We start from the raw sequence: 20,783 nt of genomic DNA on the forward strand, positions 1-20,783 counted from the left end.
TGGTTTATAGAAAGAGCGATAAGCTCATTTTGAAACTGACGAGATAAAATATCTCTTGTTTGATTTTGCGAACAAAATCGTTTTACTCACTCGTTGTTCAGTTTTCAAAGATCAAACCTGCATAATGTCTCGCTTTGTTTCACCACCGCATCTCAGCGGCGACTTAAATAATATATCATGTTTTCTACGTCTTTGCAACACTTTTTTTCAAGAGAATTTTTTAATCAATTCTGCTTTGTTTTCGTGTTGCTAACTATCTTGTAAAAGACAGCTATAAGAATATACCACATAAATATGCTAAATAGCAACACCTTTTTTTGAATTCTTTTTTCATCTTTAAATCACTGCATTTAAATAAAGAGACCATTATTCCCACAAGCAGAATAACAGTCTCTTTAACATTCATTTCTTTCTCTTAATGAATAATAAAGCCGGGGCACTACTAGGAAGTCACTCTCTTTTTACATTTAGCCACGTCAGTCCTTAATCCATGGATTTTTACGCGAACGAGCATTATAGGATGAGGAACGGGGTTCTCCTCCACTTGAATTATGGGATTTTTGCTTCTTATTGCTAGCATTTTTACTGGAAACCTTGGCTTTGGACGTCTCTTCTTTGGATGTACTGCCAGAACCGTCTTTTGATTTACCTTTACGCACGCTACGATCCTTTGGTTTAGAAGAAGAAATAACTTCATTTTGGGATGCAATAGTCAGATTGTTACCCATCTCCTGCGTTCCTGGAATTGCTGGTGCCGACTGGACGTTCTCTTCCCGGCATCCACAGTCTGGCATAAACATATAGGGGGTTGTATATCCCTCTAATGGATACATAGGTGCATTCCCATGCGCAAACGGATGATAAGGGGAATTCGCAGATTGTTGTCCTTGTAGCTGGCTATAGTCGGACACGTTTCCACCCGCAGGCAAACCATATTGAGGTCCTCCCCATGCCTGGCTCCATTGACTGCCCTGGACTGTACTCTCTGGATACTGCTGTGGATGCCCTTGATGGATAAATGGAGGATAGACAGGGTAGGATGCATTTTCAGACGCCTCATGACTCGGATAATATCCGGGGGCGCAGCAATCTGAGTAGGCAGGATAAGGTGTTGGATGGGCATTTATGGGTGATGTCTGCACAGGCCCCCAGCACCATGGATGCTCACAGTCATGATGATAGTCCTGATCAGAAACTACAGTAGGAGAAGCATATTCTGCTAAGGAGGTATTTATAGGCGCATTCCCCAAAGTTTGAGGAGACCCAATCCCCGGATACCACGAGTTCGGCATTGCATTTATTTGTGGACTATAATCAAATGTCGGCTGTTGTATCGACCACTCGGAATTCACCATCGGCTCCGATTTTGTGCAGCCGCAAAATTTTTCAGCTACAGGTTGCTTCACAACAGTTGTAGGAAGCTGTGGCTTAGATGCAATCGGTTGGGTAACTATGGGCTGCATTTGAGGTGGAGCAGGATTTACGGGTGCCATAGGAACTTCAGGCAGTTTTAATTCAGGAAGCTTAGGAGGATTCACTGTTTCTTTTGGCTGTGTCATCTCTTCTTTAGGGCTAGGCATATTCTCCTGCTTAGGCTGCGTCAACTCCGCCTTGGGCTGGGTAAGTTCTTGCTTGGTTGGGGATTCAGGTTTAGGCTGTGTCATCTCTTCTTTGACTGCGGTATTTTTTTTATTCTCAGTAAAATCAGACGCCTCTTCTTTGTAGTGTGGAATATTAACTGTTTCTCCAACCAGAAGTGCGTTCGGGTTTTTAAGCTGGGAATTGGCATCAATAATTAGCTTAAGCGGTACATTCCACGCCTTGGACAACTTCCACAATGAATCTCCTTGCTTAACCTTGTGTTGATATACCGTTGACGGCTGTGTTTCCATCGTAACAGGGTCTGTTGGAATTTTAATTTTCTCGCCGATGCTCAACTGATTAGGGTCTGCCAATTGGGGATTGGCGGCAATAACTTTCTCCAGCGTCACATTATACTTCTGTGCCAGCAAGTACAGAGTGTCACCTTTTTTGACGATGTGTATTTTCACAGGTCACAAACCTCCTAGACTTTCGTTCGGGCGGGATAAACGCCCGGCTTCTGTTATTACATCCTATGCACCTCCCGGGCGAATGACCCCATACAAACAAAAAAATCCTCTCAACCGAATACTCTCACGAGCATTCAGCTAAAAGGATTCGGTTTTATTTTAGTCCTGCCACACTTTGTAGCCATCCTTATCCACGATCTTCCGGAACTCAGCCAAGAGCTCCAAAGTCACTGGGCCAGCAACGCCGGAGCCGATCGTACGACCATCCACTTCATAAGCTGCAATAACTTCTGCTGCAGTTCCTGTAAAAAACACCTCGTCCGCAACATATACATCATGCAGTGTAAAAGGTTGTTCCTTAAGGGGGTATCCAAGCTTAGCACTCAAATCGATAATAGCATTACGAGTAATCCCTTCAAGCGCTCCCAAATAGCAAGGAGGTGTATATAACACTCCGTTTTTGACAATGAAAATGTTGTCCGCAGAGCCTTCCGTCACATACCCTTGGGAATTGAGCATAATAGCCTCACCCACACCAGCGTAGTTAGACTGGATCTTCACGAGGATGTTGTTGAGATAGTTCAATGATTTAATCTTCGGATTCAAAGCATCTGGGATGTTGCGACGCTGAGAGACAGAAATTGTCTTCAGGCCAGTCAAGTAAGCTTCTTCCGGGTAAATGGCGAGCTGTTCCACGATAATGATGACACTCGCCTTCGCACAACGAAGAGGATCTAAACCTAGATTTCCTGCACCTCGGGATACAATCAGACGGATATATCCGTTACGCATTTCGTTAAGACGAATCGTTTCAGCCATTGCTTCCAACATCTCATCAGGAGACAACGGAATGTTTAACTGAATGGACTTCGCAGAATCATACAGACGCTCCAAGTGCTCCTTACATTTAAAAATATTCCCGTTATAGATACGAATGCCCTCAAATATACCGTCTCCGTACAAGAATCCATGATCATATACGGAAACCTTTGCGTTTTCCTTAGTCACATGCTGCCCATCCAGATAGATCCATTGTTCTGCCATTAAAACCACACCTCCGATTAATGTTCCTTTAAAATAGGTTCGATCGCTGCTTCAACATACTTGTAGCTTGGATAAGAGCCAAGAATACGTACATGGCATCCCAAAGCCTCAATCTCTGCAAAGGCTGCCGGAAGCAGAACGGAATGCAGAGATTCCAAAACTTCAATGTAAAAATAATAATTCCCCAATTGCTTTTTGGTCGGACGCGATTCAATACGGGACAGATTTAACCTGCGCCATGCAAATGCGGATAAAACCTGATGCAGCGCTCCCGGGAAATCCTGCGGTGGCGTGACCAAAATACTGGTTCGCTGACCTTCAGGTGTACCCGGGAGACTTATAGGTTGATGGCCGATCAAGACAAAGCGGGTAAAGTTGTTATCGTGATCCGTTACTTTGCTGGCCAAAATATCCAATCCGTGTTTGGCAGCCGCGAGCTTGGTTCCGAGAGCGGTCCAGCCTTTACCGGGGTTATGTTTAACAATTTCGACGGCTTCTGCCGTACTTCCTGCACCCTCCAGCTCGGCCTGAGGAGCGGAAGCCTGTATGAATTCTTTACACTGGGGAAGCGCTACAGGATGAGACATAATTTTGACCACTTTGCTCAAATCCAGCTTGTCCAAATCCTTCGTAAACTCACTACGATGTCCAATAAGATTTTGAATTGAAGGATATACCCATTCCGCCTGCATTTGAATGTCTACTTCATGTACAAGCCAGTCCATATGCAAACTTACAGAGCCATCAATCGTATTTTCAATGGGAATTACACTATAGTCTGCCTGTCCCTTGTCTACTGCCTGAAATACGTCCGCAATATGCTTGTAAAACAGTAATTCATGGGGCGTATCTCCTAACAAATACTTAATCGCTTCATGAGAAACGGTCCCCTCAGGAAGAAGTGCAATTCGTTTCATATCGTAAGTTCCCCTTTAATCATATCCATAAAAGGGAGTGTATTCCCTTCTGTATATACTTTAACTCCTTCACTCTCAGGGCGCAATTTTAAAACAGAAGCAGTGATCCCCTCTTTGTTCATGGTATCCGTTAAATACTGCTCCAGCTCCGCTTTCCGATTCACCCGTTGATCCGTCAATGCCAGCAGCGTCGGTCCAGCCCCACTGAGAGCCACACCCAAGGCACCATAATGGTGCGCATCCTGCAGGATCTCTGTCATACCCGGCACAAGCGCCGCACGGTAAGGCTGATGAAGCTGATCACGCATCGCTTCGGCAATTAAATCGGTTCTTCCCGACGCCAATGCTGCTACTAGCATGGAAGCATGACTTATATTATATACGGCATCCTTCAATGATACATGCGCGGGTAGAACCTCTCTGGCTTTCGACGTGGATAGCTGAAAATCTGGAATAACTACCATAACCTCCAGATTAGCATCCGGTTCAAGTCGTAAATGCCTAGCATTCTCGCCATCCCACATCGCTGTAATAATACCACCAAACAGGGAAGCTCCAACATTATCCGGATGTTTTTCAATGGCGCTTGCCATATCGAACAGTTTGGAATCCGGCAGAGGTGAGCCAATCAACGTATTGGCAGCGACCAAGGCGCCCACAATGGCAGAAGCACTACTGCCCAAACCACGAGTAAGTGGAATATCCGAGTACATCGAAATATCGAGCTCAGGAACAGATACACCTGCTTCCCGAAAAACCATTTGTGCTACCTTGAAAATCAGATTAGTTTTATCTTGGGGAACACCATTCATTTCATTTCCGTATAAATGAAAAGCCGTCTGTTCGGCCTCCTTCATTTCAATCCATGCATATAAGGACAATGCCATGCCCAATGTATCAAAGCCGGGACCCAAGTTGGCCGTACTCGCAGGCACACGCACTCTTGCTGTTTTTAAAACGGTCATACAGACAATTCCTCCTGCTTTTATTGACTATCCCTCTACTCGATATACGCTCTTGATGCGACGGATGACGTCCAAAGTTTCAAAATGCTCCAAAACCTTTTTCATACTCGCTTTACTGGCTAAATGAGTCACGATAATAATTTCAGCATCGGGGTTAACCTCATTCGGTTGCTGCACAACAGATGCCAGACTGACATCAAATTCAGCAAATACTTGCGTAATCCGTGCCAACACCCCTGCTTTATCATCCACATGCAGAAGCACGAAGTTTTTGAAATACACATCTTCATCGTTACTAATTTTTTTGGGATTGTAAGGAACGATGGCTTTAAGCCCATTGACACCAAGTTTGAGATTTTTCACTACAGCTACTAAATCGGCTACAACCGATGTTGCCGTCGGCATTTCACCTGCACCCGCACCATAAAACATGGTTTCACCCACTGCTTCACCATGCACATACACCGCATTGAATACCCCGTTCACCGAAGCCAATGGATGCTGCTTGCGTACCATAGTCGGCTGAACGTTAATCGTAAATTCATCACCTTGGCGCTCTGCAATCCCGAGCAATTTCATTTCATATCCTAGTTTTTTAGCAAAAGCAATATCTTCACTGGTTACCTTTGAAATGCCGCTGACACTTACATCCTTGAGCTCTACATTAGAGCGGAAACCAAGCGTGCCGAGAATTGCCATTTTACGAGCTGCATCCAGTCCTTCCACGTCTGAGGTCGGATCCGATTCAGCATACCCAAGCTCCTGCGCTTCCTTGAGAACTTCCTCGTACGAGGCCCCTTCCTGACTCATTTTTGTTAAAATAAAGTTTGTCGTACCGTTCACAATCCCCATAATGCGGGTAATGCGATCGGAGGAGAAGCCTTCAATTAATGTACGAATGATCGGGATACCACCTGCTACACTAGCTTCATAAAAAATATCACACTGCTTTTCCTGCGCCTTTGCTAATACTTCAGAACCGTGCAAAGCCATTAAGTCCTTATTTGCTGTTACGATGTGTTTCCCCCGCTCCAGCGCTTCAAGAATGTACTCCTTCGTCTGATCAACGCCGCCCATGACTTCAATAATTACATCAATTTCAGGGTCCCGAATAACTTCCCATGGGTCCTCAGTAAGCTTGGCTGTCTCCACTTCAATGGAACGATATTTTTCTATGTTTTTTACAGCTATTTTTTCAATGATGATCGGTGAACCGACTTGTCTGCTCAAGTCTTCCTGATTGCCTTCTACGATTCGAACGACTCCCGTTCCAACCGTCCCCAAACCTAACAATCCTACTTTGACCGGTTTCATCCATTCCCCTCCCGCGAACTTATGTCTAATGAACTGAATCGCCTTAACCTTGCCCAATCAGGCGAACACGTTTAACTCCAGAGATATCTTCCAAGCCCTCCAGTAGAACACCCAACTCTTCACTGAGTCTGGACATTTCTACGGAGATGACTACGTTGGCTCTGCCTTGCAGTGGAATACTTTGCTGGATCGTCAGCACATTGCCTCCGAAATCAGCCACTCTGCCAAGCACCCTGGACAACATTCCGGATTGATGCTCTAAATCAATAGAGATATTGACAATTCGCTCACGCTCCAGCTGATTAACCAAATGTATGCCATCCTTATATTTATAAAAGGCGCTTCGGCTTAGCCCAACTTGCTCCACAGCATCATGCACGGTTTTAACATCTCCTGAAGCCAGCAGCAGTTTCACCTGTATGGTCTTAACAATTGCTTCAGGCAAAATATCTTCCCGTACCAAGTAATAGCGCTCTTTCAAGAACGTCCTCTCCTCAAAGACTTATGTTTTTGTATAGAGGACATTATATCGAAACTCTTGAAAATCGGCAAGCAAACAATGCAAAAAACGGCTACTGCCTTCTATAGAGTTTCCTATAGTACAGTAACCGTTCAGGTTTTAGACCTTTATTTGAAATTTAGTAGTAGCTGCTGCCTTCAACAAATTCGAACTCGAAATCAGCAATGCGTACAGATGTACCATCTTTGGCGCCACGCTTGCGTAACTCAGCATCCACACCCATATGGCGTAACGTTCTTGCTAATTTCAAAATGGCATCATGCGAGTTCAACTGCATGCGCTTCATCATGCGCTCAATTTTAGGGCTCTGCACCACGAATGTGTCGTTTTCACGCACAATTGTAAAGCCATCGTCTTCTGCTGTATCCAGCTTAAATACCTTACGTTCATTGACTTCTGCTACTTCCTCAACAACCGGCTCGTCCGGTATTTGATCCAGCAAATCAGCAGCCCGGTAGAGCAGTTCCTTCACACCTTGACGTGTCAGTGAGGAAATAGGCATGATTTCAAGATCAGGACGTATAGAAGCAATCTGCTCTTTGAAGTGAGTCAGGTTTTCTTCCGCCTCCGGCATATCCATTTTATTGGCCGCCACAATTTGTGGACGCTCAGCCAATGTTGCATTATATTGCTTCAATTCGTCGTTAATTTTAGTCCAATCTTCAAACGGATCACGTCCTTCGGAGCCCGCCATATCCACGACATGGATAATAATACGCGTCCGCTCAATGTGCCGCAGAAATTCATGTCCCAGCCCAATACCTTCATGAGCTCCTTCAATCAAACCAGGCAAATCCGCCATCACAAAGTTACGATGATCACCCACATCCACAACGCCCAAATTCGGAGTAATCGTTGTAAAGTGGTATGCCCCAATTTTCGGTTTTGCGGAAGATACAACCGACAACAAGGTAGACTTCCCTACACTAGGGAACCCGACCAAACCTACGTCAGCCATTACTTTTAACTCAAGCGTGATATAACGTTCTTGTCCCTCTGCGCCGTTCTCAGCCAACTCAGGCGCTGGATTATTCGGTGTAGCAAAACGGATGTTCCCGCGTCCTCCGCGTCCTCCTTTAGCTACGACGACTTGTTGACCATGACGTGTCATATCTGCTACTACTTCACCAGTATCATCATCTATGATGACCGTTCCCGGTGGTATACGTACGATCATGTGCTCCGCATTGGCTCCGTGTTGGCTTTTGTTACGACCTTTCACTCCACGCTGGGCTTTAAAATGACGTTGGTACCGAAAATCCATCAAGGTACGCAAACCCTCATCTACACGGAAAATTACGTCTCCACCGTTCCCTCCGTCACCACCACCTGGGCCACCTTCAGGAACGTATTTCTCACGGCGAAACGCAATTAATCCGTCCCCACCGTCACCGCCTTTAACAAAAATCTTCGCTTTATCTACAAACATGGTTACACCTTCCTTATGTCTGGCACTGCATCCGAATTTGAAGCATTTCGCCCGTAGGGAGCTTCTCTGTTCGAATGCGTTCACTTCCGAGTACGGATCTGACCCGCTTCAGGATATTCAAATCCGCAGGTATGTCACTTCCTTCAAAACGGACGATAACATCATTCTGATCCATACCGAAAAAAAGTGTCAATCTGCGCACTTCTCCCCAGGACGACCGGCCCCCGCCATATTGATACGCACGCACCGTTTCTATGACGGCCGAGGCAAGCGACTCGCCGTCTTCGGGAGACATGACAGCGTCTAACTTTAACTGCTCCTCAACCTGTACCGACAACTGTAAATTACCGGCGTTCACGCGAAAAGACTGCAAATAAAACACCAGTGAGGGAATACCCAACTTAGATATTTTACTGTCTTCCGCCACGCGCCCTTTTATTGTTTCCACATAAGCAACAGATTTATCATGCTTATTCATACGAATATATCCATAAAGCACTTGCAAGTCATTCATCCAGTCATGCCGATGATGGTTAAGCATTGAAATCGCTGTACGCTCAAAAGAACGCAAAGCAGCTTTCCGCTCATACTCGACCTGTCTTTGCGTATACCACATACCAAAGCATGCAGCAACTACAGACCATACTGCTAATAAGATAATCGTTAATACTTCAGGATAGAGCAGTGAAAAAACCAAAGGAATCAGAATGGAACCCAACGCCAGATAAGGCGCTCTTATCCGCTGGAACATGGCTTCTCTCCGTTCTGCGAAATTAAATGGATTATTAAAGAACCTTAATCCAGTATAGCACAGACTAACTTTCCAGTTCATTACCATCATGCAAAAAAGCCTCCGACAAAAGTGCCGGAGGCTTTTCAGCGTGTCTAAGCCGCTATTAAGCTTCTACAGTAGCTGCTACTGGAGCAACGTCGATCGGGTAGATGCTCACCTTTTTGCGATCACGGCCCCAACGTTCGAACTTCACAACGCCGTCCACTTTCGCGAACAGAGTGTCGTCCTTACCGATGCCCACGTTCGTGCCCGGGTGAATTTTCGTTCCGCGTTGACGAACCAGGATGCTACCGCCGGTAACTGCTTGACCGTCAGCACGTTTCACTCCAAGACGTTTCGATCTACTGTCACGTCCGTTTTTTGTGGAACCTACACCTTTTTTCGATGCGAATAATTGAAGATCCAATGTCAATTTCAACATGATGTCTACCTCCTTCTTTGATTATTTTCTATTTGAATATACTTACCGTATGATTCAGCAATACTTGTCAGCATAATCACCATGGACTCCAGCAACAGTTGAACCTGTGCGTTCGCATCATGATAACTTTCAGGAGAAAGATACGCGCTTAAAAAGCCGTTTTCCATTTCCGTTTCCATCTCAACGTCCGTAAGAGCTCCAATCGAATTGACAGTTCCTACCGTTACCGCTGAAACGCCAGCACATACGATATCCTCGCCAGATTTAGCGAAATTCGCATGCCCTTTAACGGAAAACCCCTGTATGCTGCCATCCTCCAGTCGTGTAATACGCACGATAATCACTTATCGCACCCTCTTACGCTTGGATTTTTTCAATCGTCACTTTCGTGTACGGTTGACGATGACCTTGCTTCACATGGTAGTTCTTTTTAGGTTTGTATTTGTATACGATGACCTTTTGACCTTGACCATGCTTCTCAACTTTAGCTGTTACAGAAGCTCCAGAAAGAAGCGGTGTACCTGCTGTCAAGCCATTGTCGCCGGACACTGCCAGAACACGATCAAACGTTACAGTTTCACCATCATTAGCTTCCAACTTCTCGATGAACAATACGTCGCCCTCTTGAACTTTGTATTGCTTACCACCTGTTTCGATAATTGCGTACATTTGCTTGCACCTCCTTATGTCTCAGACTCGCCTAATAGCAGGTGACAGATTCCCTTAGGATACTGCACTTCAGTACCTGATTGGAGCGGTTACAGCATGTGCAGCCAATCTTACGCATCACACATACTAAATGATTGTAGCACAAGCTTTGTACACATTCAACCTTTAGTTTTAAAATGATTTTTGGTTTCGCACCACTCTACACGAGCGTCTTTTCCTCACGCACTTTTTTGCGGGTCATTTCCAGCAAACCTAACCGCGTCCAACCGACAACATAAGATTTGGTCCGATCCTTCTTCAATCTTGCTTCCAACACAGAGGATACTTCCCGACGGTTCTCCTCTTGTTCCATGTCAATAAAATCAATGATGATGATACCACCAATATCACGCACACGTACCAGGCGGGCAATCTCTTCGGCTGCTTCAATGTTAGTCTGGGTCACCGTCTCTTCCAGATTACTGCCTCCCGTAAACTTCCCCGTATTCACATCAATGACGGTTAATGCCTCCGTATGATCAATGACAATATAACCGCCGCCCTGCAACCATACCTTTCGCGCAAAATCGCGTTCCAGCTGCTCATGAATGCCATAAGCTTTAAAAATTGTTTCTTCTGCACCACGAAATATACTTACATGAGCTTTCGCAGGACCAATCTGTTGCAGCATTATTTCTGCGTCCTTTGCTTGCTCTTCACTGTCAATAACCAGTTCATCCTGTTCAGGTGTAAACACATCCCTAATCAATCGCTGAACGATACTTAAATCCCGATGTAATTCGCACGGAGCCGAGTGTTCACCAGCTTTACGCTGAATAGCCGCCCACTGCTTACGCAGTTGATTTAAATCATTTTCAATCGCCTCTATACTCATGTCTTCCGAAACGGTACGGATTATGAGTCCTTCCTCACTTGTGCGTAGCTGCTCTCCCATTGCTTTCAAACGGGTACGTTCGCCCTCACGTTCGATCTTCTTGGATACGGCCACATAATCAGCACGGGGCATATATACGATCCAGCGACCCGGAAGTGAAAAATGAGTGGTGACCCTGGCTCCCTTGCTACCAACAGCCTCTTTTAATACCTGCACTACAATTTCCTGCCCCACCTTTAACACTTCTGAAATGGATGGCTTTACCTCCGGCTGCTTGTCCAAATGAGCATGAAGTACGTCATCTACATACAAAAAGGCATTCTTTCGCTGTCCAATGTCAACAAAGGCGGCTTGCATACCTGGTAGCACATTGACCACCCTCGCTTTGAAAAAAGAACCTAGAATTCCCCGTTTTCGCGGTAGTTCAGCCGCATATTCAACCAATCGTCCCTCTTCCAACAGCGCCATTTGGGTCATCTGCTGCTGGCATTGTACAATCATTTGCTTCATGGTTTTTCAACCTCTCTGGATACAGCCTCTTCCTTAACTCATAAAACATTATTTGGGCTTGGGTTCTCCACCATCTGGCGGGCGTGTCGCAAAATAAGAGCGAATAAGACGTTGCTCCGGCAGTACGGCTACAATCCGTCCCTGTTCATTCATAACATAAACCATATGATACCGATCTCTTCTGAAAAGACGCAAAATAGGCTCCAAATGTTTCACTGGCAGGGATACAATAGGTAAGGCAATACTCCCCTTAGCTACTTCGCGGTAAAAAAGCTCGTCCCTCCCCAGCAAAAACCGTATAAAACGGTAAGGGATATTCCGATAATCCACAATATTAGAATAAAGCAAAAAAATCCCTACCGCCAGCAGATTTAAATGCATAGGTCCATTTTGCCTTAACAACGGTGAAATACCATACATACAAAATAGCAGACTCGTTACGATACTGGCTCTAAAAGTCCACACTAATGTGCGGTGATAAGAACAAGATAAGCTAATCAATGACTGTAATATTTTCCCACCATCAAGTGGTAAAATGGGCAGCAAATTAAACAGTGCAATAACTGCATTCCCCTGAATTATATAATTTACATAATCATACTCCAGCCCACTCACATTTCTGAACCACAAAAGGATGATGATCATGATTCCGTTTTGCAGGGGCCCCGCTAGCGCAATGACAATCTCCTTCCACGCATTGAGCTTCCCCTGATCCTCAATGACCGCCACTCCTCCAAAGGGTAACATCTGTATGGAAAGCACCCGCGCGCCCAACAACGAAGCAGCTGTCGCATGACCTAGCTCATGAATAAACACCAATGTAAATAAAGTTATGATCTCGATAAAATGTCCAGTTAATATAGAGGTCAGCATAACCAATACAAACAGTGGATGTAATGATAAGGTCACCCCTCGGACATTAATCAAGGGCTACCACTTCCGACGGGTCAATGTATTGATCCCCTCTCTGAACTGCCAAAAACAAAGTTGCCGCCTCGCTGCCACTGTGACTTGCTGGCAGTACACCGATCTCATCTCCCTCCTGAACCCAGTCGTTCACTTTTAAGGTAGAGCGGGAAAGCCTTCCGTAAGTTGCTGTGATACCGCCAGTGTGTCGAACTGTAACCGAAATCCCGCTTTTGGGATGATTTAATATGTCTAATACTCGTCCTGCATCTATACTTTTAACAGCGATTGCCCCGTTGTCGGTAACATTCGGCGTAATTTCTACTCCTTTAAGGCTCAGTACAAAAGGCTGTGTTATGTTGCCTTCGATCGGTGGAGATCCCTTTCGACTTGCATCAACCTTGTGCGTTTCATGCTCCTCGCCAAAAATCGGCAAAAAGGAAGGAGCTCCGTCAAAATAAGTTTCATACCATTGTCCGACGGCTGCAAAATCCATATCCTTATTCAAGGCATCCGCAATAAACATTCTCAAATTCACTGCATAGGGAATATCCCAACGAAACATTCCCCATACCATTCCAAATAACACCGTTGCTATGACTGATCTTCGCCAAAAGGAAGTCCAAAAAGACGGACCACGATTCGTCCCAAAAGATTGCTGCCAGCGTTGCCGCTCATTTTTCCACTCAGTTTCTGGGTCTCTGGGCGAGTTGGCACTGACTATAGGCATCGACTTCATATCTTTATCCCCGTGCCTGTTCTGATATATGCCAGAGGGATACGTCTCCGCTTTGCTTCCCGCGATTAGCTGCTGTATACGTTCTTCTCTGCGCTGCTTGATTCCGGAATTTTTATTCATCCTGTTCAGCCCCCTCAGCGAGGTATGTTTGATACATCTTATGAGGACGGGCTTCAACTTATGTTGTCCGGTTAGGGAATACGCACCTAAAAATCAAAAAAAACCGGCGCTCGTGCACCGGTTATGTTTTGTATTTATGATATTTATGTAGTGACCCTAAATTTTGAGAAACTGTATTATGGAAATTAAAAAAACAAACCAAAAACACTTAAATAAGATTACTACTTATTTAAGTGTCTAGTATTACAAATGAATACTACTACAGCTCCTACCTTAGAACCAATGGAAAATCACGTAGGAAGTGTAGAAGCAATTTACCAGTCATAACTTCCTGTTTTCCTCATCCACCCATACCAAAAAACTTCTTAAAGCGTGTCATCACGCTTTTCTTCTGGTCCAGCTGCATGAGGGGCACTGTATCGCCCAAAATCCGTCTCGCAATGTTACGGTAAGCAATCGCAGCCTGTGAATCTGGATTCATAACGGTAGGCTCCCCTGTATTAGCTGCTTTAATTACCATTTCATCATCCGGCACAATCCCAATAAGGTCTATGCTAAGCACTTGTAAAATCCCGTCAATATCCAGCATATCTCCGGATTTAACCATGCTATTGCGAATGCGGTTAACCACCAACTTGGGTGATATCACATGTGAGCTTTCCAGTAAACCAATTACCCGGTCTGCATCGCGTACGGCTGCATTTTCCGGAGTGGTCACAACAATGGCCTGATCCGCTCCGGCAATGGCATTTTTAAAGCCTTGTTCAATACCCGCAGGGCAGTCGATCAATATATATTCAAAATCCTTTTTAAGCTCCAAAATAATATCCTTAACCTGCTCCGGCGTAACAGCACTCTTGTCCTTGGTTTGAGCGGCTGGCAGCATATACAGCTCCTCAAAACGCTTGTCCTTAACCAGTGCCTGATTTAAACGGCAACGACCTTCCGCTACATCAACAAGGTCGTAAATAATCCGGTTTTCCAGACCCATCACAACGTCTAGATTACGCAAACCGATATCCGTATCAACCAAACATACCTTTTTGCCGAGCAGTGCAAGCGCTGTTCCTATATTGGCTGACGTCGTCGTTTTGCCGACGCCGCCTTTTCCTGAAGTGACGACGATAGCCTCTCCCATGTGCTACACCCCTTTGAACACGTTAAAATCGCGGCCCAGACGCACAATATTGCTCATTTTATCTATTTGCATAGCGCCATCCTTGAGATACGCAAATTCCATACCGGATTCACGTGTCTCCCATTCGTCTGGTGGACGGCTGATCATTTCGGAAATTCGCAGCTGTGTCGGTGCAAAATAGGAAGCCGCAATAATCGCTTCACTATTTCCCTCCATCCCTGCATGCGCCATGCCTCGCAAAGCGCCGAGGACATAAATATCACCAGTACATGTTATAATTCCACCCGGGTTTACATCTCCCAAAAAGAGTAGGTTCCCATTGTGATGAAGCACTTGACCAGAACGGATAATCCCTGTCACCGTGTGAATAGGGGGCTTTCCCTGCACTTCCACAGGCAGTCCAGGTGATTCTACAGACCTGATGAGCAGATTCCCCTTCTGCTTCAAAATCTCCAGAATACTTTCCTTCTGTTCCTCTGTCACTTCTCGGCTTCCCAGCTTAATATCCACATGAATGATCGGGCCTGTTAAAATATTTTGATGACTGTGCTCCAGCTTAAAACGCAGCTCACCCAGCAAATCCTCAAACTCGCATTGATCGTCCAGCAGGAATACCAGGCCATCTTTGATGCCTTTAATCGTGACATGATTCGATTTCACCGCCATTAGCCTGTCCCTCCTATCTCAATCATTTCGTCCCCGGGACGTCAAATCCCTGCTAACCCGGACAAAATGTGTGTAAAAAGACCTAGACAGCCTCTTCCTTTTTCACACGGGTACCCAAACGCTGCAATTGCTTGCGAACTGGGACATAAATGATGAGGGCGAACAGAAAATGGATAAATAAATCAGGAATCATATACTGAGCAAGTGCCCAATTGAAAGTCTGATGATTCAGCTGGAACAGCTGATCAATAGCAAATAGCATAGAATCCAGCAGGAAACTACCAATCAACACGGCTGCCATCATAATGGGCATCTGCGCACGTCGAGCTGTAAAAACAAGCCCCAATAAGTATGCAGACAACCCCATTGCAAAAGAATAAGGTCCAATGATAAACCCGTAGAACACAACATCATGAATAAGTCCAAAAACAATACCTAGCACCAATGCTGTATGACGGCTGTAATACACAGACACAAACAAGATCACGACATACACAAAATTCGGAACCATTCTTGAATGCCAACTATCCGGAAGAAGCCACGGAAGAATCGTCCCTTCAGCTATAAACAGTACAAACAGCAGCAGTATTAGAACCTGACCGCGCATCTTCATTATTCCGGTACCTCAGGAGTGTAGAGGATGAGCAATTCTTTCCAATCCACAAAGCTGGCTGCCGGTTTAATAATCGCTGTCCGTGTTTTGCCAAACTCCCCAACCTGAATCTTCTCTACCGTTCCAATCATTAGGTTTTTGCGGAATTTCCCGCCTGCGCCAGACGTAATAATCTGATCACCCTTTGCGATTGGATCTTTTTCCTCAATGCGAGTCATTTGAAATCTGTTCGTACCCGGATCATAGCTTTCAATCATACCAAACGATTGATTTTCCTTGCCCAAGACTGTCGCTGCAATGGCATAAGAATTCGGATTTTTAGGATCCAATGTAGTCAACAGTGTAACGGTGGACGTAAAATTCCCCGTTTGACTAATGACTCCTACAAATCCTTCAAGCGAACTGACTTCCTGACCAACCTTCGCTCCGTCCTTCTCACCAATATCGATCACAAGCGTTTTGGAATCATTGCTGACACTGTTCACTTGAGCAACACGATAATCATAATTATTCTTCGCCTTTTGCGTTTGGGTGAACTTCAGTTCATTCTGCAGTCTGGCATTTGTTTCAACATAATTATGGGTCTGAATCTGGTCACGAGTCAGCTTTGCTACAGCAATTTTTAACCGTTCATTTTCTTCGTAGATGCTGCGCATATTTCCGATATCTTCAAAGAAGCCCGCTATTGCTGAAGCGGGCCTGTAAAAGATACCTTGCACAAAGCCAATTGAATCTCTGGCGAACTTCTCGGGCCAGGTTAAGGAATTTCTCTGTCCAAGTGTAATCCCCATAAGGGCAATAAACAGAACGATTCCGATCAATAGAACAAATAGTCTTTTATTGCCAAACAGCTTAAACAGTTCCTACACCCCCGATTCAACGTTTGGAACGGACGGCAGAACTGCTGCGCGATTTGAACAAATGAATATTTTCCAGCGCTCTGCCTGTACCGATTGCCACACAATCCAGAGGATTTTCCGCTACGATCACCGGCATTCCGGTTTCACCTGCCAACAGCTTGTCCAGATTACGCAGAAGTGCTCCACCACCAGTAAGTACGATTCCTCTATCCATGATGTCCGCTGCCAACTCGGGAGGGCATTTTTCCAGTGTTACTTTGACCGCATCCACGATTGCATTGACTGTATCCGATAACGCTTCGCTAATTTCATCAGAAGTAATCGTGATCGTCTTCGGCAAACCTGTTACCAGATCACGTCCGCGGATTTCTGAGGTTTCCACTTGCTCTAATGGCATAGCTGAACCAACTTCCATTTTCAGTTGCTCTGAAGTCCGTTCACCAATCATCAGATTGTATTGGCGCTTCACGTATTGGATGATGGACTCGTCCATTTCATCGCCAGCCACACGCACGGAGCGGCTTGTTACAATCCCGCCCAGGGAAATGACTGCCACTTCGGTTGTACCTCCACCGATATCGACAACCATACTGCCTGTAGGCTCCCATACAGGAAGATCAGCGCCAATTGCTGCTGCAAACGGCTCCTCTATCGTATATGCCTCTCTTGCGCCTGCTTGCTTCGTCGCATCTTCAACAGCACGCTGCTCCACCGCAGTAATGCCTGAAGGCACACAAACCATCACGTTCGGATGGCGCGGAAACAAAGAGCGTTGTGCTTGCGCCTGACGGATAAAATATTTGATCATCGTTGCTGTCGTATCAAAATCAGCAATGACACCGTCCTTCATCGGACGAATCGCACGTATATTTCCCGGTGTGCGACCGATCATTTTTTTCGCAGATTCACCAACAGCCTCAATGGTTTTTGTATCTGTACGCAAAGCGACTACAGATGGTTCACGAACCACAATTCCTTTACCTCTTACGTATACAAGCGTGTTTGCCGTCCCCAAGTCTATTCCCAAATCTTTTGTAAAGCCACCCAGCATGATGTAATCTCCTTTTCTCTTCCCTGAAATCTGTTATCCATGTATAAACGGTTTATTCAGGCCGGATTATCCGGTCGTGTTTAAATGTTTGATTTAAATATTATATTATATCAGACCTTGTTCCTTCAAACTTACAAAGGTCCCGTCCCCGATCACAATATGATCAAGCACGTCGATACCTACGATGTTGCCCGCTTCCATCAGGCGGCGAGTCAACTGGACATCCTCCGGGCTTGGCTTCGGATCACCGCTCGGATGGTTATGAGCGCAAATGATTGAAGCGCTGCTGCATTTGATTGCTGCCCGAAATACTTCACGAGGATGCACGATGGCAGAATTCAGGCTACCCATAGATAGTGTTTCCTGAGCAATGACATGATTTTTAGTGTTAAGGAACAAGCATACAAAATGCTCTTTCTGCAAATAACGAAGCTGCTCAAACAGCAGATCAGCCACATCCCGCGGGCAACTAATCACCGGGGTCTCCAAATGGCGAGACAATGCTAATCGACGCCCCAGTTCGATACCCGCTTTTAGCTGTATCGCTTTAGCATCCCCAATGCCCTTAATCTGGGTCAACTCGCTCAAGCTCATATCCACCAGTTGACGCAAATTTCCTGCCTGCTGCAAAATACGCTGCGCTAAATGCACCGAAGACTCATTTTGCGTTCCTGTACGCAGCAATATTGCCAGCAACTCCGCGTTGCTTAAGGCATCCGCCCCATATGTCATCATGCGCTCTCTTGGTCGTTCTTCATGGGGGAGGTCGCGAAGCATCAGTATTGGCGACTCCAGCATATGTTTATCCCCTTTATGGACGCAACACATTCACTCCAAAATCGGACAGCATGTCCGACAGCAAGGAAAGCGGCAATCCTACGACGTTAAAATAACAACCCTGAATAGATTCCACCAGCGTAGCACCCATGCCTTGAATGCCATACGCTCCTGCTTTGTCAGACGATTCACCAGTATTCACGTATGCCACAATTTGCTCTTGACTCAGAGGCTTCATTGTAACCTCCGTTTGGCGATGTCTGACAAGCATTTCGCCGGTTCCGGTATGTATGCAGGCTACCCCGGTGTACACACGGTGTGTCCTTCCCTGCAATGCAGTCAGCATGCGAACCGCGTCCGCATGGTCGGCAGGCTTGCCCAATACCGAACCATCCAGCACGACAATGGTATCACTGCCAATCACCAGTCCGGCTTCCTTCGACTGAGCGGCAGTGTTCACGACCGCTTCGGCTTTGCGTGCCGCAAGGGTCTCCACGATTTGCTGAGGCGTCCAGCTCTCAGGCGTGCTCTCATCCGCATGACTCGGCACCACCTCAAAGGGGAATCTCAAAAATGCGAGCAATTCCTTCCTTCTTGGTGAAGTCGATGCCAGAATAATGCGGGGCGTAATTTTCCCGTCCATAAGGGAAGCTCCTTTTCATCAGTTAGAGCCTGCGGTACAGCCAGAACGCGGCAATGATGCCGATCAGACTAAGCAGGCTCAATTCAAAATTTATCGTTATGTTGTAGCTGATAATATCCAGGTCCGCTCTCGGCGACCAAGATATCCTAGTGGGGTGGGTCAGAAAGGAAAGGAACTTGATCGATTGAAGGGCTTTGGCAATCCATGCACCCAAGAGCCAACCGAGCAACAAAAACAGTATAAGCATTCCTACATTTTTTTTCATCCTGATCTTCCCTCGCCATTTTTTGACACCTTCATTATTATACGGTGATTTGTACTGCAATACAAACAGAAATCCGGCATGGGGAACTATTTCCAGTTCCTTGCCGGAAAATATGGTTAGCTTATTGTTTTATGAATTGGATAAATTCCCTCTCACGCAAAACATATTCCATCATGGAGGATTGAATCTCCCAAATGTGTTCCTTGGCTGTGTTCTTGTTATATTCCCCAATTGCAGAGATCGCACTGTTCATCGCCTTTTCAAGTGAGGTTGCGGAGACAGCCGCTTCCTTCGAAAGCCCAGTGGGAAGTGCAGTGATATTTTGTGTCCACTGCTGATGCAGGTCGTTCAGCTCCTTCATGTCGGAGGCTGGCACCGTATTCGGACCTCCTTCTCCGAGCAAGGTTGAGGAAAGTCCGCTCAACTTACCCACCAATGAACTGCTTAACTGAAAAAAGCTAGTGAGTTTATCACCTTCGCCTCCGTAAGCTGCTTTTTCGAATCCAGGTAATTCAAGCTCACGAACATACAAATCGACTCCTTGTGTTTTCAACTGATTGCTGAGCAACTTGGCTTGCTCCCTATCCGGCGATATTCCTGCATATACCCGGTTTTGGTCCTCGGTATCCCCTCCTGCTGCAATGCCTGCCTTCAACAGTTCTTCTTTTGCTTGTAAGGCCCGTTCTGGAGTGCTGAAAACCCCATATTGCAGCAAATAGTAGGTTTGTGGAGGTACCTGAGCCTCTATGACAGTGACAGGGACAGAATTCTCTTTTGCAGATATTGCATCCACACCAACAGATTCTTTAAAGACCGGTACTGCCTCCTCTACTGAAGGATCTGATCCCGGGACCATGCCTCCTCCGTTAAACAGTAACAACATAATATATCCAAACATGCCTCCGGTCACCAGCGCGCTGGCTACAGAGCCAACCAGTTTCCATCTTGAAGGGTGGGGCGGACGCTTTCTGTACTCTTGGACAGAATGATAAGCTTCCTCATCCTCTTCCAGGCTATCTGGTAGAACTTCCGCATCTGACCAGGAAGCCGCCGAACGACCAAAGGGGTCATCCCATCCCTCTTGTACTCTTAATGTTGGAGCAAAACGCCGACTTGAAATGCGTTTGTTCAGATCCTCAGGCTCGTTGATCTCTGATTCTTGCGTAGCTACAGTATTTTTCTTCATTCCTCTGTTCCGTTCCGTTCCTTTATGCGAGTTATCAGTTTCACGCTGTTCGTTCGTAATCGACTCATTTTTGTACGGAAGCACCTGTAGCTTATCCTCCCGGCTTGTCTCCGGCAACTGTTGGTCGAACCGGAATGTCATCTTGGTCTTATTCATGGATGCACTCCCTCCTTGTCCCATACTTCCTCATAGTCTGTTGTATGAGTCAAGCTAAGAATATATGCCCCAGCATTACAAAAAAAGGGTATCCCGAAACACAGTCGTGTTCGGAATACCCTCGAATAAATGTAATTCATTGGCGTAACAGCTCAT

General features: G+C 45.8%; 23 protein-coding genes and 1 other annotated feature. All 23 genes read right to left on the reverse strand.

Going from position 1 to position 20,783, the window contains the following annotated elements; genetic code table 11:
- Positions 1–476: 476 nt before the first annotated feature.
- Positions 477–2,051 carry a LysM peptidoglycan-binding domain-containing protein gene (locus tag BM358_RS16760; RefSeq protein WP_028541581.1) on the reverse strand — a complete coding sequence of 525 codons (1,575 nt, stop codon included), beginning with the start codon at positions 2,049–2,051 and terminating at the stop codon, positions 477–479.
- Between the two features lie 159 nt (positions 2,052–2,210).
- Positions 2,211–3,095, reverse strand: a complete 885-nt coding sequence (gene ilvE, locus BM358_RS16765; protein WP_028541580.1) for a branched-chain-amino-acid transaminase — start codon at positions 3,093–3,095, stop codon at positions 2,211–2,213.
- Between the two features lie 17 nt (positions 3,096–3,112).
- The gene (gene pheA / locus BM358_RS16770) at positions 3,113–4,012 is read right to left on the reverse strand and encodes a prephenate dehydratase (protein ID WP_023989942.1); all 900 of its coding nucleotides are present in this window, start codon (positions 4,010–4,012) and stop codon (positions 3,113–3,115) included.
- The gene (gene thrB, locus BM358_RS16775; protein WP_028541579.1) at positions 4,009–4,977 is read right to left on the reverse strand and encodes a homoserine kinase; all 969 of its coding nucleotides are present in this window, start codon (positions 4,975–4,977) and stop codon (positions 4,009–4,011) included. Before thrB ends, pheA begins: the two co-directional genes overlap by 4 nt.
- Positions 4,978–5,004: 27 nt before the next feature.
- Positions 5,005–6,291 (reverse strand): homoserine dehydrogenase, encoded by a 1,287-nt coding sequence (locus BM358_RS16780; protein ID WP_023989944.1) that lies wholly within the window; start codon positions 6,289–6,291, stop codon positions 5,005–5,007.
- 43 nt (positions 6,292–6,334) lie between these two features.
- Positions 6,335–6,772: an ACT domain-containing protein gene (locus BM358_RS16785; RefSeq protein ID WP_013311587.1), complete on the reverse strand. Its 438-nt coding sequence runs from the start codon at positions 6,770–6,772 to the stop codon at positions 6,335–6,337.
- A 157-nt stretch (positions 6,773–6,929) separates the two neighbouring features.
- Positions 6,930–8,240, reverse strand: coding sequence for a GTPase ObgE (gene obgE / locus BM358_RS16790; protein ID WP_023989945.1), 1,311 nt, complete (start codon positions 8,238–8,240; stop codon positions 6,930–6,932).
- A gap of 13 nt (positions 8,241–8,253) precedes the next feature.
- Positions 8,254–8,991, reverse strand: a complete 738-nt coding sequence (locus tag BM358_RS16795; protein ID WP_013311589.1) for a Spo0B domain-containing protein — start codon at positions 8,989–8,991, stop codon at positions 8,254–8,256.
- Positions 8,992–9,136: 145 nt separating this feature from the next.
- Entirely contained in the window at positions 9,137–9,454 is a 318-nt protein-coding gene (rpmA, locus tag BM358_RS16800; protein WP_013311590.1) for a 50S ribosomal protein L27, read from the reverse strand.
- A gap of 5 nt (positions 9,455–9,459) precedes the next feature.
- Entirely contained in the window at positions 9,460–9,798 is a 339-nt protein-coding gene (locus BM358_RS16805) for a ribosomal-processing cysteine protease Prp (protein ID WP_013311591.1), read from the reverse strand.
- A 13-nt stretch (positions 9,799–9,811) separates the two neighbouring features.
- A complete protein-coding gene (gene rplU, locus BM358_RS16810) occupies positions 9,812–10,123 on the reverse strand; it encodes a 50S ribosomal protein L21 (protein WP_013311592.1) in 312 nt (103 codons plus the stop codon).
- 13 nt (positions 10,124–10,136) lie between these two features.
- Positions 10,137–10,224 (reverse strand) — a sequence feature (ribosomal protein L21 leader region).
- 98 nt (positions 10,225–10,322) lie between these two features.
- Positions 10,323–11,507 carry an Rne/Rng family ribonuclease gene (locus BM358_RS16815; RefSeq protein WP_023989948.1) on the reverse strand — a complete coding sequence of 395 codons (1,185 nt, stop codon included), beginning with the start codon at positions 11,505–11,507 and terminating at the stop codon, positions 10,323–10,325.
- A gap of 48 nt (positions 11,508–11,555) precedes the next feature.
- Positions 11,556–12,434, reverse strand: coding sequence for a M50 family metallopeptidase (locus BM358_RS16820; RefSeq protein WP_023989949.1), 879 nt, complete (start codon positions 12,432–12,434; stop codon positions 11,556–11,558).
- Positions 12,427–13,272: a peptidoglycan DD-metalloendopeptidase family protein gene (locus tag BM358_RS16825; RefSeq protein WP_023989950.1), complete on the reverse strand. Its 846-nt coding sequence runs from the start codon at positions 13,270–13,272 to the stop codon at positions 12,427–12,429. The genes BM358_RS16820 and BM358_RS16825 overlap by 8 nt, the downstream gene beginning before the upstream one ends.
- A 340-nt stretch (positions 13,273–13,612) precedes the next feature.
- Positions 13,613–14,410 carry a septum site-determining protein MinD gene (gene minD, locus BM358_RS16830; RefSeq protein ID WP_013311596.1) on the reverse strand — a complete coding sequence of 266 codons (798 nt, stop codon included), beginning with the start codon at positions 14,408–14,410 and terminating at the stop codon, positions 13,613–13,615.
- 3 nt (positions 14,411–14,413) lie between these two features.
- Positions 14,414–15,076, reverse strand: coding sequence for a septum site-determining protein MinC (minC, locus tag BM358_RS16835; protein ID WP_013311597.1), 663 nt, complete (start codon positions 15,074–15,076; stop codon positions 14,414–14,416).
- An 82-nt stretch (positions 15,077–15,158) separates the two neighbouring features.
- Positions 15,159–15,689, reverse strand: a complete 531-nt coding sequence (gene mreD, locus BM358_RS16840) for a rod shape-determining protein MreD (protein ID WP_023989951.1) — start codon at positions 15,687–15,689, stop codon at positions 15,159–15,161.
- Complete coding sequence (mreC, locus tag BM358_RS16845) at positions 15,689–16,510, reverse strand: rod shape-determining protein MreC (RefSeq protein ID WP_023989952.1); 822 nt, start codon at positions 16,508–16,510, stop codon at positions 15,689–15,691. The genes mreD and mreC overlap by 1 nt, the downstream gene beginning before the upstream one ends.
- A 55-nt stretch (positions 16,511–16,565) precedes the next feature.
- Entirely contained in the window at positions 16,566–17,600 is a 1,035-nt protein-coding gene (locus BM358_RS16850) for a rod shape-determining protein (RefSeq protein ID WP_013311600.1), read from the reverse strand.
- Positions 17,601–17,705: 105 nt separating this feature from the next.
- Positions 17,706–18,398 carry a RadC family protein gene (gene radC, locus BM358_RS16855; RefSeq protein WP_025722728.1) on the reverse strand — a complete coding sequence of 231 codons (693 nt, stop codon included), beginning with the start codon at positions 18,396–18,398 and terminating at the stop codon, positions 17,706–17,708.
- A gap of 13 nt (positions 18,399–18,411) precedes the next feature.
- On the reverse strand, positions 18,412–19,020 hold the full coding sequence (locus BM358_RS16860) for a Maf family protein (RefSeq protein ID WP_028541578.1): 609 nt from the start codon (positions 19,018–19,020) through the stop codon (positions 18,412–18,414).
- A 22-nt stretch (positions 19,021–19,042) separates the two neighbouring features.
- On the reverse strand, positions 19,043–19,285 hold the full coding sequence (locus BM358_RS16865; RefSeq protein WP_023989955.1) for a DUF4321 domain-containing protein: 243 nt from the start codon (positions 19,283–19,285) through the stop codon (positions 19,043–19,045).
- A 121-nt stretch (positions 19,286–19,406) separates the two neighbouring features.
- Complete coding sequence (locus BM358_RS16870) at positions 19,407–20,627, reverse strand: SPOR domain-containing protein (RefSeq protein ID WP_023989956.1); 1,221 nt, start codon at positions 20,625–20,627, stop codon at positions 19,407–19,409.
- Positions 20,628–20,783 lie beyond the last annotated feature (156 nt).

Source organism: Paenibacillus sp. cl130 (assembly GCF_900116035.1).
GTDB lineage: Bacteria > Bacillota > Bacilli > Paenibacillales > Paenibacillaceae > Paenibacillus > Paenibacillus polymyxa_B.

Coding starts and splice junctions, on each gene's coding strand:
- BM358_RS16815 (WP_023989948.1), bottom strand. CDS start 11,507: ATGAAGCAAATGATTGTACAATGCCAGCAGCAGATGACCCAAATGGCG.
- radC (WP_025722728.1), bottom strand. CDS start 18,398: ATGCTGGAGTCGCCAATACTGATGCTTCGCGACCTCCCCCATGAAGAA.
- thrB (WP_028541579.1), bottom strand. CDS start 4,977: ATGACCGTTTTAAAAACAGCAAGAGTGCGTGTGCCTGCGAGTACGGCC.
- BM358_RS16865 (WP_023989955.1), bottom strand. CDS start 19,285: ATGAAAAAAAATGTAGGAATGCTTATACTGTTTTTGTTGCTCGGTTGG.
- rpmA (WP_013311590.1), bottom strand. CDS start 9,454: ATGTTGAAATTGACATTGGATCTTCAATTATTCGCATCGAAAAAAGGT.
- BM358_RS16860 (WP_028541578.1), bottom strand. CDS start 19,020: ATGGACGGGAAAATTACGCCCCGCATTATTCTGGCATCGACTTCACCA.
- rplU (WP_013311592.1), bottom strand. CDS start 10,123: ATGTACGCAATTATCGAAACAGGTGGTAAGCAATACAAAGTTCAAGAG.
- BM358_RS16850 (WP_013311600.1), bottom strand. CDS start 17,600: ATGCTGGGTGGCTTTACAAAAGATTTGGGAATAGACTTGGGGACGGCA.
- mreD (WP_023989951.1), bottom strand. CDS start 15,689: ATGAAGATGCGCGGTCAGGTTCTAATACTGCTGCTGTTTGTACTGTTT.
- BM358_RS16780 (WP_023989944.1), bottom strand. CDS start 6,291: ATGAAACCGGTCAAAGTAGGATTGTTAGGTTTGGGGACGGTTGGAACG.
- obgE (WP_023989945.1), bottom strand. CDS start 8,240: ATGTTTGTAGATAAAGCGAAGATTTTTGTTAAAGGCGGTGACGGTGGG.
- BM358_RS16870 (WP_023989956.1), bottom strand. CDS start 20,627: ATGAATAAGACCAAGATGACATTCCGGTTCGACCAACAGTTGCCGGAG.
- ilvE (WP_028541580.1), bottom strand. CDS start 3,095: ATGGCAGAACAATGGATCTATCTGGATGGGCAGCATGTGACTAAGGAA.
- BM358_RS16825 (WP_023989950.1), bottom strand. CDS start 13,272: ATGAATAAAAATTCCGGAATCAAGCAGCGCAGAGAAGAACGTATACAG.
- BM358_RS16795 (WP_013311589.1), bottom strand. CDS start 8,991: ATGTTCCAGCGGATAAGAGCGCCTTATCTGGCGTTGGGTTCCATTCTG.
- pheA (WP_023989942.1), bottom strand. CDS start 4,012: ATGAAACGAATTGCACTTCTTCCTGAGGGGACCGTTTCTCATGAAGCG.
- minC (WP_013311597.1), bottom strand. CDS start 15,076: ATGGCGGTGAAATCGAATCATGTCACGATTAAAGGCATCAAAGATGGC.
- minD (WP_013311596.1), bottom strand. CDS start 14,410: ATGGGAGAGGCTATCGTCGTCACTTCAGGAAAAGGCGGCGTCGGCAAA.